General features: G+C 72.3%; 12 protein-coding genes and 1 pseudogene. 11 read left to right on the forward strand and 2 right to left on the reverse strand.

All coding sequences use genetic code 11. The features are described 5' to 3' along the window. From ACFVH5_RS18615 to ACFVH5_RS18645, 7 genes are all read left to right on the forward strand, one after another. On the forward strand, positions 1–1,353 hold the full coding sequence (locus ACFVH5_RS18615; protein WP_385834752.1) for a carbohydrate ABC transporter permease: 1,353 nt from the start codon (positions 1–3) through the stop codon (positions 1,351–1,353). A gap of 143 nt (positions 1,354–1,496) precedes the next feature. Beyond that, positions 1,497–2,300: a carbohydrate ABC transporter permease gene (locus ACFVH5_RS18620; RefSeq protein ID WP_385834764.1), complete on the forward strand. Its 804-nt coding sequence runs from the start codon at positions 1,497–1,499 to the stop codon at positions 2,298–2,300. Between the two features lie 150 nt (positions 2,301–2,450). Further along, positions 2,451–4,715 (forward strand): CDP-glycerol glycerophosphotransferase family protein, encoded by a 2,265-nt coding sequence (locus ACFVH5_RS18625; protein ID WP_385834753.1) that lies wholly within the window; start codon positions 2,451–2,453, stop codon positions 4,713–4,715. 60 nt (positions 4,716–4,775) lie between these two features. After that, the gene (locus ACFVH5_RS18630; RefSeq protein ID WP_385834754.1) at positions 4,776–5,726 is read left to right on the forward strand and encodes a class I SAM-dependent methyltransferase; all 951 of its coding nucleotides are present in this window, start codon (positions 4,776–4,778) and stop codon (positions 5,724–5,726) included. Positions 5,727–5,858: 132 nt separating this feature from the next. Continuing rightward, complete coding sequence (locus ACFVH5_RS18635) at positions 5,859–8,006, forward strand: CDP-glycerol glycerophosphotransferase family protein (protein ID WP_385834755.1); 2,148 nt, start codon at positions 5,859–5,861, stop codon at positions 8,004–8,006. A gap of 62 nt (positions 8,007–8,068) precedes the next feature. Then, entirely contained in the window at positions 8,069–10,291 is a 2,223-nt protein-coding gene (locus ACFVH5_RS18640; RefSeq protein ID WP_385834756.1) for a CDP-glycerol glycerophosphotransferase family protein, read from the forward strand. Next, the gene (locus ACFVH5_RS18645) at positions 10,288–11,610 is read left to right on the forward strand and encodes a hypothetical protein (RefSeq protein ID WP_385834757.1); all 1,323 of its coding nucleotides are present in this window, start codon (positions 10,288–10,290) and stop codon (positions 11,608–11,610) included. The genes ACFVH5_RS18640 and ACFVH5_RS18645 overlap by 4 nt, the downstream gene beginning before the upstream one ends. Positions 11,611–11,710: 100 nt before the next feature. On the opposite strand, the gene ACFVH5_RS18650 is transcribed toward ACFVH5_RS18645, so the two are convergent. Then, positions 11,711–12,124 (reverse strand): organic hydroperoxide resistance protein, encoded by a 414-nt coding sequence (locus ACFVH5_RS18650; RefSeq protein ID WP_384815430.1) that lies wholly within the window; start codon positions 12,122–12,124, stop codon positions 11,711–11,713. A 127-nt stretch (positions 12,125–12,251) separates the two neighbouring features. On the opposite strand from ACFVH5_RS18650, the gene ACFVH5_RS18655 reads away from it, so the two are divergent. Continuing rightward, positions 12,252–12,740 (forward strand): MarR family winged helix-turn-helix transcriptional regulator, encoded by a 489-nt coding sequence (locus ACFVH5_RS18655; RefSeq protein ID WP_385834758.1) that lies wholly within the window; start codon positions 12,252–12,254, stop codon positions 12,738–12,740. On the opposite strand, the gene ACFVH5_RS18660 is transcribed toward ACFVH5_RS18655, so the two are convergent. Then, a complete protein-coding gene (locus tag ACFVH5_RS18660; RefSeq protein ID WP_385834766.1) occupies positions 12,688–14,304 on the reverse strand; it encodes a hypothetical protein in 1,617 nt (538 codons plus the stop codon). The genes ACFVH5_RS18655 and ACFVH5_RS18660 overlap by 53 nt on opposite strands. Before the next feature lie 210 nt (positions 14,305–14,514). Here ACFVH5_RS18660 and ACFVH5_RS18665 point away from each other — a divergent pair, with 210 nt between their 5' ends. The 3 genes and pseudogenes from ACFVH5_RS18665 to ACFVH5_RS18675 form a co-directional block, all read left to right on the forward strand. Further along, the gene (locus ACFVH5_RS18665; RefSeq protein ID WP_385834759.1) at positions 14,515–15,807 is read left to right on the forward strand and encodes a glycosyltransferase 87 family protein; all 1,293 of its coding nucleotides are present in this window, start codon (positions 14,515–14,517) and stop codon (positions 15,805–15,807) included. A 53-nt stretch (positions 15,808–15,860) separates the two neighbouring features. Continuing rightward, complete coding sequence (locus ACFVH5_RS18670) at positions 15,861–17,504, forward strand: glycosyltransferase family 2 protein (protein WP_385834760.1); 1,644 nt, start codon at positions 15,861–15,863, stop codon at positions 17,502–17,504. A gap of 73 nt (positions 17,505–17,577) precedes the next feature. After that, positions 17,578–18,300: pseudogene (locus ACFVH5_RS18675) on the forward strand (NAD-dependent epimerase/dehydratase family protein); the annotation flags it as partial. Between the last annotated feature and the right edge of the window lie 76 nt (positions 18,301–18,376).

Genomic DNA, 18,376 nt, shown 5'->3' on the forward strand with positions numbered 1-18,376 from the left:
ATGTCGTCACAGCTCGCGACGGCGGGGGGCCCGGCGAACCCGGTGCCTCCCGTCGGCAAACGCAAGAGTGTGATCGGTACGCGGTGGTGGGTGGCGGGGCTGTTCCTGCTGCCAGCGATCGTGCTGCTCGGCGCGCTCGTGGTCTACCCGATCGGGTACTCGGTCTGGCGCAGTCTGTACGACGCCGACGGTTCGGGCTTCGTGGGTCTCGGGAACTACGGGGACCTGTTCAGCGACGACGCCACGTTCACCGCGGTCAAGAACACCGCGATCTGGGTCGCGGTCGCCCCCGCGCTGGTGACCGGGCTGGGTCTGATCTTCGCCGTGCTGACCGAACGGGTGCGCTGGTCCACGGCGTTCAAGCTCATCATCTTCATGCCGATGGCGATCTCCATGCTCGCCGCGGGCATCATCTTCCGGCTCGTGTACGAGGCGGACCCCGACCAGGGCGTGGCGAACGCCGTGCTGGTGGGCGTGCACGACACGTTCGCCGACTCGTCGGTGTATCCGAAGGCGCGGCCGTCCACCGAGAGCGACCTCAAGGCGTCCGGCGGGGGCGCGTTCACCTCCGCGGGCACGCTGGAGGCGGGCTCCCCGGCCCTGGTCCCGCTGGTCGGCATCGCCCCGGACAAGGTGCCGGGCGACCCCGGGGACGCGAAGGCCGCGAAGAGCTCCGGCGACGGCGTGTCCGGCACGGTCTGGCTGGACTTCAAGCTGGGCGGCGGCGGTACGAAGGGCGCCGTCGACGCGGGTGAGAAGGCGCTGCCGGGCATCAAGGTGGAGGCGGTGAAGGACGGCGAGGTGGTGGCCTCCGCGAAGGCCGGCGACGACGGTACGTTCACGCTGCCGGCGTCCGCCGCGGGCGCGCAACTGCGGCTGCCGTCCTCGAACTTCGCGGAGCCCTACAACGGCGTCGACTGGCTGGGCCCGAGCCTGGTCACCCCGGCCATCATCGGCTCGTACGCCTGGATGTGGGCGGGTTTCGCGATGGTGCTCATCGCGGCCGGTCTCGCGGGGGTGGACCGCAATCTGCTGGAGGCGGCCCGGGTCGACGGGGCCAACGAGTGGCAGGTGTTCCGCCGGATCACGGTCCCGCTGCTCGCGCCGGTCCTCGTCGTCGTCCTGATCACCCTGATGATCAACGTGATGAAGATCTTCGACCTGGTCTTCATCATCGCCCCGCAGCCCAGCAAGGACGAGGCCAACGTGCTGGCCCTGCAACTGGTCAACGCGTCCTTCGGCGGCGGCAACAACCAGGGGCTCGGCAGCGCGATCGGCATCGTCCTGCTGCTCCTGGTGATGCCGGTGATGATCGTCAACATCCGCCGACTGCGAAGGGAGCGCCGACGGTGACCGCACCCTCCGTACCTCTGAAGGGCCCCGGGGACTCCGGGGGTCCCGGGAGCCCCGGGGAACCGTCCGTGGCCGTGGACGCCTCCGGTCCGCCCGAGCGCTCGCTCGTCTCCCGGATCGCGAGCGCCGCGGGAGGCGGCGCGATGCGGGTCTTCCTGATCCTGGTCGCGCTGCTGTGGGTGACGCCGACGGTGGGGCTGCTCGCCTCGTCGTTCCGGGACCCGACCGACATCGCCGCCTCCGGCTGGTGGGAGGTCTTCAGCAAGCCGTCCCAGCTCACCACCGAGAGCTACTCGACGCTGCTCGGCAAGGAGGAGATCACCGACTCCCTGCTCAACACGGTGTACATCACGGTGCCGGCCACCGTCCTGGTCGTCGTGATCGGCGCCATGGCCGGATACGCCTTCGCCTGGATGGACTTCAAGGGCCGCGACTGGTGGTTCGTGGCCGTGGTGGCGCTGCTGGTGGTGCCCATCCAGATCGCCCTGATCCCGCTGGCGGATCTCTTCGGCGACCTGGGGATCTTCGGCAGCGTCATCGGCGTGGTCCTCTTCCACGTGGGCTTCGGACTGCCGTTCGCGATCTTCCTGCTGCGCAACTTCTTCGCGGAGATCCCCCGTGAACTCCTGGAGGCGGCGCGGCTGGACGGGGCGGGCGAGGCCCGGCTGTTCGCGACGGTGGTCCTGCCGCTGGGGGCGCCCGCGATCGCCTCGCTGGGCATCTTCCAGTTCCTGTGGGTGTGGAACGACATGCTGGTGGCGCTGATCTTCTCGGACTCCGGTTCCCGGCCGCTGACGGTCGCGCTGACGGAGCAGACCCGGCAGTTCTCCGGCAACATCGAGACGCTCGCGCCCGGCGCGTTCATCTCGATGGTGATCCCGCTGGCCGTGTTCTTCGCGTTCCAGCGGCAGTTCGTGTCCGGAGTGATGGCGGGGGCGGTGAAGTAGCCGCCACAGCAGGCAAGTTGAGGGGCGGGCCGGTTCCGGTCCGCCCCCTCGCGTCACCCGGGGGGTCCCCCACATGCCGCATTCGGCGTAACCCCGTAACCCCTTCGGCCGTTGCCGGGCAATACGGCCGCGCCGACCCATGGATGTCCCTTGCCCCGGTTCAGTGTCATTGTCCCCGCGTACCAGGTCCAGGCGTATCTGCACGAGTGCATGGCATCGGTCCTGGAACAGTCGTTCACCGACCTTGAGCTGATCGCTGTCGACGACTGCTCGCCGGATGCCTGCGGTGCGATCGCCGACGAGTTCGCGGCCCGTGATCCGCGGGTGCGGGCCGTGCACCTCAAGGAGAACGTGGGCCTCGGCCGGGCCCGCAACGCGGGGATGCGGGCCGCCACCGGCGACTACCTGATCTTCCTGGACGGCGACGACAGCCTCACCCCGCACGCCCTGCGGGACATCGCCGACCGCGTCAAGGAGACCGGCGACCCGGACGTCCTGGTCTACGACTACGCGCGCACCTTCTGGTCGGGCGAGACGGTCCGCAACGTCCGGGCGGGGCAGCTCCACGAGGAGGGTCCGGCGCCGTTCCGCCTCGACGACCGGCCGGGTCTGCTGGACGTCCTCATGGTCGTGTGGAACAAGGCGTACCGCCGGGAGTTCGTCGAGCGGGAGAAGTTCGCGTTCCCGCCCGGCTACTACGAGGACACGCCCTGGACGTACCCGGTCCTGATGGCCGCCGAGACCATCGCGACGCTCGACCGGGTCTGCGTCCACTACCGGCAGCGGCGGCAGGGCAACATCCTCGGCACGACCAGCGGCCGGCACTTCGACATCTTCGACCAGTACGACCGGGTCTTCGCGCATCTCGACGCGCACCCCGAACTGGCGCGCTGGCGGCCGGTCCTGTTCCAGCGGATGGTCGACCATCTGTCGGCCGTGTTCCTCAAGCGCGACCGGCTGCCGCGGGGCTCCCGCGCCGCGTTCCTGCGCAAGGCCCGCGCCCACTACGGCCGTTACCGCGTACGCGACGCCGGCGTCCCGTCCCGCAACCGGCTGCGGCACGCCCTCGTACGGTTCGGCAGCCATCGCACCTACCGCGCGCTGTGGACGGCGACACGGCTGAAGCGACGGGCCGTGCGGCTCGCCGGGGCGCTGGCGCGCGGGGTCCGGACGGCCTCGCTGCGGCTGCACTACGGCGTCCAGCGCCTGCTGCCCGTACGGGCCGACCGCGCCGTGTTCGCGGGCGACGCGGGACGCGGTCACGGCTGCAACCCGGGGGCGCTGGAGGCCGCGTTCCGCACGCACGCCCCGGGGATGCGCACCGCGTGGGTCGCGGCGTCCGGCTTCCACCACACGATCCCGACGGGCACGCGCAGGCTGACGCCCGGTTCCGCCGCGTACTGGACGGCGCTGGCCCGGTCCAAGTACGTCGTCGGCAACGCCGCTTTCGACCGCCGACTGGTCAAGCGGCCCGGCCAGATCCTCGTCCAGACGCAGGCCGGCACCCCGCTCAAGCACATGGGCCTCGACCTCCAGGACCGTCCGGCGGCGGCACGGGACACCGACTTCGCCGAGGTGCTGCGCGACGCCGACCGGTGGGACTACTGCCTGTCCGGCAACCGCCACTCCACGCTCGTCTGGGAGCGCGTCTTCCCGGCCGCGTACACGATGCTGGAGTACGGCCAGCCCCGTAACGACGTCTTCCAGAAGGCCACTTCGGCGGAGGTGGCCCGGCTGCGCGAGTCGCTCGGCATCCCGGAGGGCACGGTCGCGGTGCTGTACGCGCCGACGCACCGCGACTACCGCCGCACCCAGCGCACCGCGCTCGACCTGGAGCGGGTGCTGCGCCGCCTCGGCCCGCGGTTCGTCCTGCTGACCCGCGCCCACCCCTCGTACGGGGCGCCGCTGGCCCGCAGTGGCGGCCGGCTGATCGACGTGAGCGACCATCCGAGCGTCGAGTCGCTCTGCCTCGCCTCGGACGCGCTGGTCACGGACTACTCGTCGCTGATGTTCGACTACGCGGGCCTCGACCGCCCGATCGTGCTCCTCTCGGACGACCCCGAGGCGTACGAGGCCGCCCGCGGGACCTACTTCGACCTGCGGGCCTTCCCGCCCGGCGCGATCGCCCGCAACGAGGACGAACTGATCGACATCTTCGCGACCGGCCACTGGCGCGGTTCACGCTCCGCGCAGCTCAGGGCGGCCTTCCGGGAGCGCTTCTGCCCGTACGACGACGGCCGCGCCGCCGAGCGCGTCGTGCGCCGGGTGGTCCTGGGCGAAACAGCCGGCCTCCCCGCGGTGATCCCCCCGGACGCCCGCCACCCGGCACCGTCCGCGGCCGACGGGAACACCCCCTCGCCCCTCGCCTCCGTCCCGACACCCGGAGTTTCCGTTCCCGTCGTTGACAGACCCTGAAGCACTCCGGTCCCATCCCCAGGCACAGGAAATCCACAGACCCCGTTTTACGGAGTACTCATGACTTCCAGCACCACCGAACTGCCCCGTCCGAAGGCCCTGTCGGAGGTCAAGGGCTGGTTCCGGGCCGTCGACCAGCAGTTGTTCGACTGGTTCCTGTCCGGGCAGGTGCACCGTGCGCAGCGGGGCGACCTGCTCGAACTGGGCGCGTACATGGGCAAGAGCGCGATCTTCATGGCCTCGTACCGCCGTGCCGACGACGCCTTCACGGTGTGCGATCTCTTCGACTCGGCCGCGCCGGACTCCGCCAACCTCAAGGAGATGAACAAGTCGTACTCGACGCTCACCCGGCGGGCGTTCGAGGCCAACTTCTCCGCGTTCCACGAGCGGCTGCCGGAGGTCGTCCAGGCTCCGACGTCGGTGGTCGCCGACCGCGTCGCGGACGACAGCTGCCGCTTCGCGCACATAGACGCCTCGCACCTGTACGAGCACGTGTACGGGGACATCGAGGCCGTGCGGGACATCCTCCTGCCGGACGGCGTGGTCGTCCTCGACGACTACCGCGCGGAACACTGCCCGGGGGTCGCCGCCGCCACCTGGGGGGCGGTCGCCGCGCTCGATCTGCATCCCATATGCGTGACCGGCACGAAGTTCTACGGCACGTGGGGCGATCCGGAGCCGCTGCGCGACGCGCTGCTGGAGTGGCTGGCGGCCCGTGACGACATGTGGCACGAGGTGCAGCAGGTCGCCGGGCACGGAATGATCCGCATAGACGGCAGGAAGGCCACCGAGCCGAAGCATCCGGTCTCCCGGTACGCGGCCGAGGAGGAACCGGCCGCACCCGCCGGAGCCGCGGCGCCCGCCGTACCGGTCCAGCGCACGGCGTCGTCCCGGCCCGCACCCGCCCGTCCCGCCGCGGCCCCACAGGCCGGCCGTGCCCGCGCACTCGCCAAGGACCTGCTCCCGCCGATCGTCACGAGGACGCTGGCAGGGCGCCGCCGCGGGCGCTGACACCGCCGGCGGCAGGAGCGCCCTCCCGGGCCGCACCGAGCCGCCGCACGTGCCGCCGTCCCGACGGACCCGTCACTCCGCCGGGACGGCGGCACCACACAGCACAGACAGAAAGAAAGAGCACCACACCACATGCCCCGCTTCAGCATCATCGTCTCTGTCCACGACGTCGCGGGGCGGCTCCCCACGACCCTCGATCCGGTGCTCGACCAGTCCTTCGCCGACTTCGAGGTGATCGCGGCCTGCGCGGACCCGGGCTCGCCCGCGGGCGCGCTTGTCGGTGAGTACGCCGAGAGGGACGCCAGGGTCGTCCGGGTCGCCGGTACGCGCGAGGCCGGACTGCAGGCGGCGGCCGGGGCGTACGTGCTGTTCCTGGACGCGGGTGACGTGCTGACGCCGGGAGCGCTGGCCGGGATCGACGCGCGGCTGCGGGAGCCCGGCGGGGCCGGTGTCGATGTGCTCCGCCTGGGCCACGCGCGCGTGCCGTGGTGGGAGGGCGAGCCGGTGGTGGAGGTGTTCGAGGACCGGGACCCCGCTGACGTACGGCTGCCGGTCTGGGCCACCGCCTACCGCCGCGCCTTCCTGCGCGAGCACGGGCTCGGCTTCCCCGCGGGCCGGGACACGGACCTCGGCTGGGCCGGTCTCGTGGCCCTCGCCGCCGGGGAGAGCGCCGCGCTGCCCACGGTCTGCGTACGGCGCCACGAGCGGCGGCGGAGCGCGGGGGCGTCCGGTGCGGGGGCCGGACTCCTCGACCAGGTCGAGCTGGTGCTGGAGCGGGCCGCCGCGCAGGGCCTTCCCGAGGACCGGGCGCGCGCCCTCTTCGCACAGCTCTTCGGCCAGCTCCTCGCCGAGGTCCTCGACCTGGCGGCCACCGCCTCCGGCGGCCGGGCCTTCTTCCGGCGCGCGGGCAGGCTCTACCGGCGGTACCGTCCGGCGGGCCACCGCACCCGGGGGGTGCGGGCCCGGCTGCTGCGGCGGGGCGCGTACACGGCGTTCCGGGCGCTCCCGGTTCTCGGCCGGCCGGTGGCTCGGGCGCGGGCGTACGCGGGCCGCTCCGCGCTGCGCAGGCGCCGCGCCCTGACGTACGCGTGGTACCTCCGCAGGCCGCTGGACGACAACCTCGCCGTGTTCGCCGCCTACTGGGGACGCGGCTACGCCTGCAACCCGGCGGCGATCCACCGCAAGGCACGTGAACTCGCCCCGCACATCAGGTCGGTGTTCCTGGTGAAGGGGAAGGAACTCCCGCACATGCCGGACGACGTGGAGAGCGTGGTGATCGGGAGCAGGCGGTACTGGGAGGTGATGGCGCGCGCGAAGTACACCTTCAACAACGTCAACTTCGAGCACGCCGTGGTCAAGCGCCCCGGCACCGTGCACGTCCAGACCCACCACGGGACCCCGCTGAAGCGGATGGGCGTCGACCAGATCGAGTACCGGGCCGTCGCGGCGGCCACCGGGAGTTTCGGCAAGCTGATGCGGCGCGTCGACCGCTGGGACTGCTCCCTGTCCTCCAACGCCCACTCCACGGAGGTCTGGTCGGGCGCCTACCCGAGCGCTTTCGAGCACCTGGAGTACGGCTATCCGCGCAACGACCGCTTCTACACGGCGGCCCCCGGCGAGGTCGCCGCGATCCGCGAGCGGCTCGGCGTCCCCGAGGGCCGAGTGGCCCTGCTGTACGCGCCGACCTACCGGGACTATCCGCGGGACGTGTCGGCGCAGTTCGACCTGGCGCGGTTCTGCGCGGAACTCGGGGACGAGTTCGTGGTGCTGCTGCGCGCGCACTACTTCCTCGACGGCGACGCGGGTCTGCGGCGGGCGGTGGCGGACGGCCGGCTGATCGACGTGACGTCCCTGCGGGACACCGAGGACGTCTGTCTGGCCTCGGACGCCCTGATCACGGACTACTCGTCGATCATGTTCGACTACGCCAACCTCGACCGCCCGATCGTCACGTACGCCGACGACTGGGACGTCTACCGGGAAACCCGGGGCGTCTACTTCGACCTGCTGGCCGAGCCCCCGGGCCATGTCGCCCGTACACAGGACGAGTTGATCGAGGTCCTCACGTCGGGCCGGTGGGCGGACGGGCGGTCCGCCGCACTGCGGTCCGCCTTCCGTGAGCGGTTCTGCGAGTTCGACGACGGCCAGGCCGCCGAACGGGTCGTACGGCGGGTGCTGCTCGGACAGGCCGAGGAGGAGCTGCCCGCGCCGATCCCCCTGCGCGAGCGCCTGCCCGCACCGGCCGCCGCCGTGTCACGCCCCCGCACACCGGCGCGCTGAGGGGCGCGTCGATGCCCTCACCTGCTCCCGCGACCCAGCAAGTTCCCGGACCTGGAAGTGCCATGCCCCGCTTCAGCATCGTCGTGCCCGTCCACAACGTGCAGGGCTACCTGCGCACCTGTCTGGAGTCGGTCCTCGGTCAGTCGTACGGCGACTTCGAGCTGATCGTCGTCGACGACCGCTCCCCGGACGGGAGCCCGGCGATCATCGACGAGTTCGCGGCCCGCGACGAGCGGGTGGTGGCGGTGCATCTGCCCGTCAACGGCGGTATCGGCCCGGCCCGCAACCACGGCGCGAAGCTGGCGCGCGGCGAGTACCTGCTCTTCCTGGACAGCGACGACAGCTACACCCCGGGCACCCTGCGGGCGATCGCCGAACGTATCGACGCCACCGGCCGGCCGGACATCGTGCTGTTCGACTACGCGCGCACCCACTGGTACGGCGCGGTGAAGCGCAACCGGGACGCGGAGATGTTCGCCGCGCCGGGCCCGGACGTGTTCACGGTCGCCGAACGCCCCGAACTGCTCGACCTGTTCACGGTCGTGTGGAACAAGGCGTACCGCCTCGACTTCTTCCGCGAGGGCGGCTTCACCTTCCCCACCGGCTTCTACGAGGACGCGGTGATCGTCTACCAGACGCTGTGGACGGCCCGCACGATCACCCTCGTCGACCGGATCTGCGTGTACTACCGCCAGCGCCGCCAGGGCAACGCGATGCGCACGCCGAGCCGGGAGCACTTCGAGGTGTTCGCGCAGTACGAGCGGCTGTTCCGGTTCCTCGGGGAGCGGCCGGAGCTGGAGCGGTGGCGCGGTTTCCTCTACGACCACATGGCGGACCACTACCTCTTCATCCTGCGCCAGGCGGACCGCGTACCGCCGTCGTCGCGCCCCGAGTTCCACCGGCGGGCGGCCCGGGACCTGCGCGCGTACCGACCGGAGGGGCACCGGCTCGGCGCGCGCATCCCGCGGACGTCGTTCACGCTGCTCGCGCGGGCCCCGTACGCCTTCCACGCGCTGCACCGGGTCGCCGCCGTGAAGCGTGCCGGGCTGCGCAGGCGCCGCCTCGTGTGGCGGCGAAGGCTGCGCAGGGTGCTGCTCGCGCTGCACCGGCGGCTGGTCCTGCGGCGCGCGCTCGACCGCAACCTCGCCGTGTACTCGGCCTTCTCGCACCGGGGTGTCCTCGGCGACCCGGCCGCGATCCACCGCAAGGCGCGGGAACTCGCCCCGCACATCCGGTCGGTGTGGGTGGTCGGCAAGGACCACGTGGCCGCGCTGCCACCGGGCATCGAGCACGTCCTGCCGGGCAGCCGCGCCTATCGCAGGGTGACGGCCCGCGCGGGCTACCTGATCAACAACGTCAACTGGGCCAACGACCTGGTCAAGCGCGAGGGTGCCGTCCACATCCACACCCACCAGGGCACCCCGGTGAAGTCGATGGGCGCGGACCTGCTGAAGTACCCCGGCGCGCGGCGCGGTTTCAGCGTCCCGAAGATGCTGCTGCGGGCCGACCGCTGGGACTACAGCCTCGTCGCGAACGCGCACTCCGAACTGGTCTGGGACCGCGCCTACCCGTGCGGCTTCACGTCCCTGCGTTCGGGCAGCCCGCGCAACGACTGCCTGGTCCGCCCGGAGGAGGGCCACCGCGAGTCCGTACGGCAGCGCCTCGGCGTCCCGGACGGGAGCACCCTGCTCCTGTACGCGCCGACGAACCGGGACCACCGGCAGGGCGGTTACGCACCGGCCTGCGACCTGGAACGCCTGATCGCGGGGCTGCCGGGCGACCACGTCCTGGCGGTCCGCCTGCACCCGTCGCTCGCCCAGCACCACGAACGGGGCCTCGGCCTGCGGGACCTGGCCGCTCGCGGCCTCCTCCTGGACGTCACCGACGAACCGCGGGTCGAGGAGCTGCTGCTCGCCTCCGACGCGCTGATCACCGACTACTCCTCCCTGATGTTCGACTACGCGCACCTCGACCGGCCGATCGTCCTGCACACCTACGACCTGGACACGTACCTCGCCGCGCGGGGCACGTACTTCGACGTCACCGAGCGCCCGCCGGGCCATGTCACCCGCGACGAGGACGAGCTGGCGCGGCTGTTCGCGTCGGGCGCGTGGCAGGACGAGGAGTCGACGCGGCTGCGGACCGCCTTCCGGTCACGGTTCGGCGGGTACGACGACGGGCGGGCCGCGGAGAGGGTCGTACGGACGCTGATGCTGGCCGAGGACATGACGCCGCCCATGGTTCCCGCGCCCGGCGCCCCGAGCGACGCCCTGACCCGCTCATGAAGGCTCGCCCCGCCGCGTGGGTGCTGTTCCTCGCCGCCCTGTTCGGCTGCCTCCAGCTCGCCAACGTCACCGGCCGGGACACCCCCGACAGCCGCAACTACCTGTCGTACGCGCTGAGTCTGGGCGGCGCCGACAAGACGGAGGCGGCGGGGCGGAGCATCGCGTACGTGTGCGCGAGCCGGGGCGAGACGGCCTCCCGCAACCACAGCGTGGACGTCCGGCGCTTCCGTGCCCCCGATCCGGGGCCGGACATCCGGGCCGAGTGCGACCGCTACTACCACTGGAGCGTCGGCCGGCGGCTCGACGCGGGCCAGACGTCCGGCTGGACCGCGCCCTTCATGGGCGAACGGTTCATGCGGATCTTCGAGGTGCGGCCGGGCTATCCGCTGCTGCTCCTGCCGTTCGTGACGGTGTTCGGCGTGACGTGGGGACTGTGGGCGGCGGGGGTGTGCGTCGCGGCGGCCGGGGGCGTGCTGGTGTTCCTGATCCTGCGGACGCTGGACGTGCCGGTGGGTCCCGCGCTGGCCGGGCAGGCGCTGTACTACGTGCTGCCGACGGGCGCGACCGCGATGCGGCCCATGACCGAGGGCACGATGACGGCGCTCACGCTGGCGGCGCTGTGGGGCTGCGCGCTGGTGCTGCGCGGACGCCGGGCGGGCCCGGTGGTCGCCCTGTCCCTGGCTCTGCTCTTCACCGTGAAGCACTCGCAGGCCCTGTTCCTGGCGGTGTGTCTGGCCGGGGCGTGCTGTGTGATCGGCGTCCACCGCAGGAGGTCGGGGCGGCCGGTCGGGGACGCCGTGAAGACGCTGCTGAAGGTGACGGTGGGGGCGGCGGCCGGGACGGTCCTGCTCGCCCGGCTCCTGCACTACCCCTCGGAGTCGGACAGCCTCCAGGACCTGCTCACCGACCACTTCTTCCGGCCGGACCGGGAGCGGCCCTGGCGGGAGTTCCTCCACCTGGAGGTCAACTTCTGGACCGAGTGGCTGCGCCGCCAACTGGCCGAACCGCTGTTCCTGGTGCTGGTCGGGGCGGGGGTGTGGGGGGCGCTCCGGGCACGGCCGGCGTTCGGGGTGCTGCTGGTGGGCGCCGCGTCGACCGGGGTGCTGAGCATGGCCGCGCACCCCGACATCGCCATCGACCGATTGATGGTGACGGCATGGCTGGTGGCGGTGGTCGGGGTACCGCTGTGGTGGGCGGAGGAGAGCTTTCGCCCCCGCCGCCCCTACCCGTTCCCGTCACTGACTCGGAGGCTCCGCCCCCGAACCCCCGCTGGAGGAGGACTTGGCCTGCGGACCGGTGGGGGCGAGCCGCGCCCCTAGGTGCCTAGGCCTCTAGGGGCGCGGGGAACTGCGCAAAGGGGGCGAGGGGCGCAGCCCCATGCAGTGACGGGAAGGGTAAGGGCGGCGGGGGCGAGGAAAACTACTCGACGACCAGCTCGACCGGCACGTTCCCCCGGGTCGCGTTCGAGTACGGGCACACCTGGTGAGCCTGCTCGACCAGCTTCCGCCCGGTCGCCGCGTCGACGGACTCCGGCAGCTCCACCCGAAGGGTGACCTTGAGGGCGAACCCTTCCCCCTCCTTGCCGATCCCGACCTCCGCGGTCACCGCGGCGTCACTGACATCGACCTTCGCCGAACGCCCCACGAGAGCGAGCGCGCTGGCGAAACACGCCGAGTACCCGGCGGCGAACAGCTGCTCGGGGTTCGTGCCCTGCCCGTTGCCGCCCATCTCCGTCGGAATGCCGAGCTGCAGGTCGAGCTGCCCGTCGGAGCTGTAGGCGCGGCCGTCACGGCCGTGGGTGGCGGTGGCTACGGCGGTGTAGATCGCGTCCATGGAAACCATCCCTCTCAAAGGTCTGAATCGGGCCCGCGGCCTGAGGTTCCCGGCCGCCGACGACCACAAGTAGAGCACACAATTAAATTGTGCACAACTAAATGACGTACCGAGGTACCCTGGAGCCATGACCACGACGCCCGTGTCCGAGGACCCCGAGAACGACTTCCTCCGGCTCGACCAGCAGATCTGCTTCTCCCTGAACGCCGCCTCGCGCGCCTTCGGGAGCCTGTACCGCGTCGTCCTGAAGGATCTGGGGCTCACCTACCCCCAGTACCTGGTCATGCTGGTGCTGTGGGAGCACGGCGACCTGCCCGTGAAGAAGGTCGGCGAGCACCTGCGGCTCGACTCCGGCACGCTGTCGCCGCTGCTGAAGCGACTGGAGACGGCCGGTCTCGTACGCCGTGAGCGCAGCGCCCTGGACGAGCGGTCCGTGGTGGCCGGGCTCACCGACGAGGGCGCGGCCCTGCGCGAGCGGGCGCTGCGCGTACCGCGCCGGATCGCCGCCGCGACGGGCTTCGAGCTGGCCGAGATAGAGGACCTGCGGACCCGGCTCGACCGCCTCACGGGCGCGCTGGACGCGGCGGCGCTGGAGGAGACCCCGGGCTGCGAGTGACCGGGGCCGCCCCCGCCGCCGCGGACCTGCGCACGTAGAGCCGCATGACCGACGCCTTGCGCACGTACTCGGCCCGGGGCACGAACTCCCCGTTCAGGAGGGCGAGTTTGACCTGTTCGGCGGGGACCGGCGGATACCAGCCGGGCCGCAGCGCGTACGGCTCGGCGACCACCCACACGCGGTCGAGCCCGTCGAGCCGGCGGCGCAGTTCGGCGGGGCCGGTCTCGCGTCCGTAGAGGGTTCCGGAGACGGCCCCGGGCTCGCGCAGCGCGATGTCCGCCGTACCGCGGAAGCCCTTCGGGTACGCCACCGCCGCGCGCCTGGCGAGCGCCGGGAGGAAGAGCACGGGGTCGCCGTGGCTCATCCGCCGGGCCGCCGCGGCCGAGACGGCGGCGAGGTTGTCGGGCCGCCGGTCGGGGTCCCGGTCCGCGCGCAGGACGGGAAGCTGCGCGACGAAGGCGAGGGCGACACCGAACACTCCGAGGCACGTGACGGCGTACGTGTCGACGTGTCGCGTCCGGCCGCCCCACAGCAGGGCCGCCGCCCCGGCCAGCCGTTCCGCGCCCGCCGCCGCCAGCAGGGGCGCGCCCGCGAGCGCGTACAGCACATAGCGGTCGTCGAAGAGCGGCCAGTGGCGCGAGACGGCGAGGAGGGTCGCGGGCGGCACGAGCAGCAGGGGGAGGGCGACCGCGGGGAGGGAGAGTTCGCCGCGGCGGGCGAGCGGTGCGCCCAGGGCGAGCACGATCAGCAGCAGATACGGGCCGAGGACCAGCAGGGTCGGCCCGGCGAACGCCCGCAGGAGCCCTTCGACCGCCTCGCCGCCGGGAGCTCTGAGCCAGGCCACCTGCCCGGCCTGCCCGTGGGAGACCACCCCCAGCGGAAGCACGACAAGAACCACGCCTCCGGCAGCCCGTCCCCACGCCCACCACACCGCCCGGGACACCCGCGCAAGCGCCAACGTGCCCGCGTGCGCGAGCAGAACCAGCACAGCAAACTCATGAAGCAGCACGGTGCCCCCGGCAACACCCCCATAGAACCCCCAGCACCACCCCCCGAAAGGGGCGCGGGGAACGGCACACCCACCCCACAACGGCAGCCCCCCGAACGGGGCGCGGGGAACTGCGCGACCAGCCCCCACCGGCCCGCACCCGACACACGCCCCCGGTCCTGCCGCTCGCAAGAGCAACCAGGTAGACCCCGCCACCCCGGCGGAGACGACCGCATAGGACCGCCCCTCCTGCGCGAAATGCCCCACCACCGGCGTCACCGCGTACAGCAGCCCCGCCCACAACCCCACCCGCGGACGCGCGAGCCGCGCCCCCAGCGCGCCGACGAGACCCGCCGTCACGGCCGCCGCGCAGAGCGAGGGCAGGCGCAGCGCGACCTCGCCGGGATGGACGGCGAGGACGGGGTGCATGAGGAGGTAGTAGAGCCCGTGCACGGCGTCCACGGAGTGCAGCAGCTGCCAGATCTGCGGCAGCGACCGCCGCGCCACCTGGAAGGTGACCGCCTCGTCACGCCACATCCCGCCCCGGTCGATCCCCCACAGACCGATCACGAACATGACGACCCCGGGCACCACCACCGCACCAGCGGCGCCGAAGTCGAAGCCGGAGCCGGAGCCCGAGCCGGAGCCGAGGCCGGAGCGGAAGCCGAACGCACCCCTCGAACGCTTGACGATCATGCGCCAGATCCTGTGCTACTAGCTGACCTTTGCTCCTGATTGACTCGTCATCAGCCGGTATGAACCACCTTGCGGCTTACGATCCCCCGGATGACCCCCCGGAAGAAGTCCTGCAAGAAGTCCCGCGAGAAGCTCCTGGCCCTCGCCGCGACCTGGTCGGCCACCCGCGCCCTGATGCTCTGGCTGCTCACCCAGGACGGCCGCACCCCCCTCGGCGTCGGCGGTGTCGCCCGCGAGGTGCACGAGCTGTACGCCCGCTGGTACGGCGTCCTGGCCACCGGCACGTTCCCCTCCGGCGACCGCCTGTGGCAGTACCCGCCGGGCGCGGGCCCCGTCCTGCTCTCCCCGGGACTGCTGCCGGGACTGACGTATTTCCAGGCGTTCGTGACCCTCACCCTGGCCACCGACCTGCTGGTCACCGTCGTCCTCACGCGCGCGGGCACCCGCCCCGGCCGCAGCCTGCGCGGCGCGGCCCTGTGGACGGCGGCCCTGCCCCTCCTCCTGCACATCCCCCTCGCGCGCTACGACGTGCAGGTCACCGCGTTCGCCGTCGTCTCCCTGCTGGCGCTGTCGCGCTCCACGCGTGCGTGCGGCGCGTTCGCCGCGCTGGGCGCCCTGGTGAAGGTGTGGCCCGCGCTGACGCTGATCGGCACACCCCGGGGCCGTACGACGAAGGAGGCGTGGACCGCGGCGGCCGTCACCGCGGGCGTGCTGCTGCTGACGCTCGCCGCCCTGTTCCGCGACCCGTTCGACTTCCTGCACCAGCAGAGCGGCCGGGGCGTGCAGATCGAGTCGCTCGGCGGCACGGCCCTGTCCTTCGCCCACCACGCGGGCTGGCCGGGGCAGGTGGGCTACCGGTACGGCGCGATGGAGTTCACCGGCCCGTACGTCACGTCGATCGCCGCGGTGTCGCTCGCGCTCACCGTCGCGGCCTTCGGCGCCCTGCTGCTGTGGCGGCTGCGCGCGCGGCGCTGGACGCCGGCGACCCCGTACGACGCCGCGCTCAGCGCCGTGCTCCTGTTCACGGTGACGAGCCGGGTCATCAGTCCCCAGTACCTGGTGTGGCTGATCGGTCTGGCCGCCGTGTGCCTGACCTCCCGGCACACCACGCAGCGCCCGGTCGCGACGCTGGTCGCCGCCGCCGCCGCGGTCAGCTCCCTCGCGTACCCGGTCCTGTACGACGACGTCGTGGCCTGCACCTGGACGGGCACCCTGCTGATGCTCGTCCGCAACGGCCTGCTGGTGACGGCCGCCGGACTCTCCTTCCACCGCCTGTGGACGGCCGCGACCCCGCGGGCCGTACCGCGGCCCGAGGGGACGGAACCCCCGTCCACCACACGCCGTCTCCCCCATGAGACAGTAAATGCCGCAAATACCTCTTAACGGAAAATAACCAACACTCTCCACCATTCCGTCCCATGGAGGCCGTGCACGTCATGCGAGCCAGAACCCCCCGCCCGTCGCAGGTGAGCGTCGTCGTCATCGGGTACGAGGACGCCGCCCGTGTGGGGGACGCGGTGCGCTCGGCGCTGGCGCAGGGGCCCGCGGTGCGTGAGGTGATCGCCGTGGACGACCACTCGACGGACGGCAGCGCAGACCTCCTGGACCGCCTCGCACAGGACGAGCCACGGCTGAGGGTGGTCCGCCGCGAGGTCAACAGCGGCGGCTGCGGCAGCCCGCGCAACGACGGCATCGACGCCACCACGGCCCCGTACGTGATGTTCCTCGACAGCGACGACGTACTGCCGCCCGGCGCGGTGGACGCCCTGCTGACGGCGGCCACCGGACGCGGCACGGAGGTCGCCGCGGGCCTGTGCGTGCGCCGCGAACTGCCCTCCGGCCGCGAGGTCCGCTGGCAGCCCGAGCTGTACGCGGGGGCCGCCCTGGTGACCCGCCCGTCGCGGCGCGTCCGCCTGGTCCACGACACGCTGTGCGTCAACAAGCTGTACCGCACCGACTTCCTGCGCGAGCACGGCATCCGCTTCCCCGAAGGGCACTTCCCCTACGAGGACTTCGTCTTCACCGCGCGCGTGCTCGCCGCCCGTCCGCGCGTCGCGCTGATCCCGGACACGGTCTACGTCTGGCACGTGCGGCGCGGCGCCGAACGCCTGTCGATCTCACTGGACAGGTCGGGCGTCGACAACTGGCGTGCCAGGATCACCGCCCACGCCCTCGCGTACGACATCCTCCTCGCCGCCGGTGAGAAACGGCTGGCCCGGGCGTCCCGCGCCCGGTTCCTCGACCACGCGCTGCGGATGTACGTGCGCGAGCTGGATCTGCGCGGGGCCGTGTACCGGCGTGAGTGGTGGGCCCTCACGCGCGCGTACCTCGCGACGTTCGACGCGGCCGACTTCGCGCTGGCCCCGGCGCCGGGCAGGGTGATCGCCCAGGTGGTGCTGGCCTCGGAGAAGCCGCGCGACCTGATCCGCGTCAAGGAGGTCGCGGCGCGGCCGGCCCGGCTGCGGCCCCCGTACGCGCGGGCCCAGGACGGTACGCCGGTCTGGTCGGCCGACCTGCCCCACGTCACCCTGGAACACCTCCTGCACCGGCCCGTACGCGTCCTCCCGGTGGCCGTCGACGCGGAACTGCGGCCACGCGCGCGTGGCACCCTGCTGCGGCTGCGCCTGCACGAGCTGTACGGGCGGATGGCGGACGCGGCACCGGCGACCGTGGACGCCGAGTTCGTGCACCGGCAGGACGGGCGGACGGGCCTCACGCTCACCGCGCCCTTCCACGCGGACGACGTCGATCCCGACACCATCGGCACCGGCTCCGGCGTTGGCTCCGGCGTCGACTCCTGGACGGCCGAGGCGCCGGCCGACCTCGCCGCGCTCGGCTCCGGCACCTGGGACCTGCGGCTGTGCCTGCGCTTCCACGACGGCACGACCCGCGAGACCACCGCGCACGCGAGCACAGGACCCGGTCTGCTGCGCCGGACGGTCGTGCCGAGCGCCCGGCACGGGGTCCTGCTCGTCCAGCCGTACGCGACCCACGCGGGCTCGCTCGCCCTGCGGATCGCGCCGGGCCTGCGGGGGACGGCGGCCGTGCTGGGCCGCAGGCTGAAGCGTTTGCTTCACTGATCCGTATCCGCACCATGAGGGACACACGAGTACACGCGAGTACGCACGAGGACACACGAGGGGACGGCCGTAGATGACCTGGCTGATCACCGGCGGCGCCGGCTACATCGGGGCGCACGTCGTCCGCGCGATGACCGGGGCGGGCGAACGGACCGTGGTGTACGACGACCTGTCCACCGGGATCTCCGAACGCGTCCCGGACGGGGTCCCGCTCGTCGTCGGCTCGACCCTGGACGGGGAGCGGGTCGCGCGAGCGCTGAAGGACCACGCGATCGCCGGTGTCGTGCATCTGGCGGCGAAGAAGCAGGTGGGCGAGTCGGTGGACCTGCCCCTGCACTACTACCGCGAGAACGTCGAGGGGCTGCGCGTGCTGCTGCAGGCGGTCACGGCCGCCGCGGTGCCGTCCTTCGTGTTCTCGTCCTCGGCCGCGGTGTACGGCATGCCCGACGTCGACCTCGTGACCGAGGAGACGCCCTGCGCGCCCATCAACCCGTACGGGGAGACGAAGCTCGCCGGGGAGTGGCTGGTGCGGGCCACGGGCCGCGCGCACGGTCTGTCGACGGCCTGTCTGCGCTACTTCAACGTGGCGGGGGCGGCGGCGCCGGAACTGGCCGACGTGGGCGTCTTCAACATCGTGCCGATGGTCTTCGAGAAGCTCACGCGGGGCGAGCCGCCGCGGATCTTCGGCGACGACTACGCGACTCCGGACGGCACCTGCGTGCGCGACTACATCCACGTCGTCGATCTGGCGGAGGCCCATGTGGCGGCGGGCCGGCGCCGGGCCGCGGCGCCCGGCCCCGGGCCCGGATAAACAACAACGAGCCCACCACACACCCAAAAAAAACGGATTGGGGATTGTGGGTGGTGGTGTG

It is taken from the genome of Streptomyces sp. NPDC127119, from assembly GCF_042677425.1.
Lineage (GTDB): Bacteria > Actinomycetota > Actinomycetes > Streptomycetales > Streptomycetaceae > Streptomyces.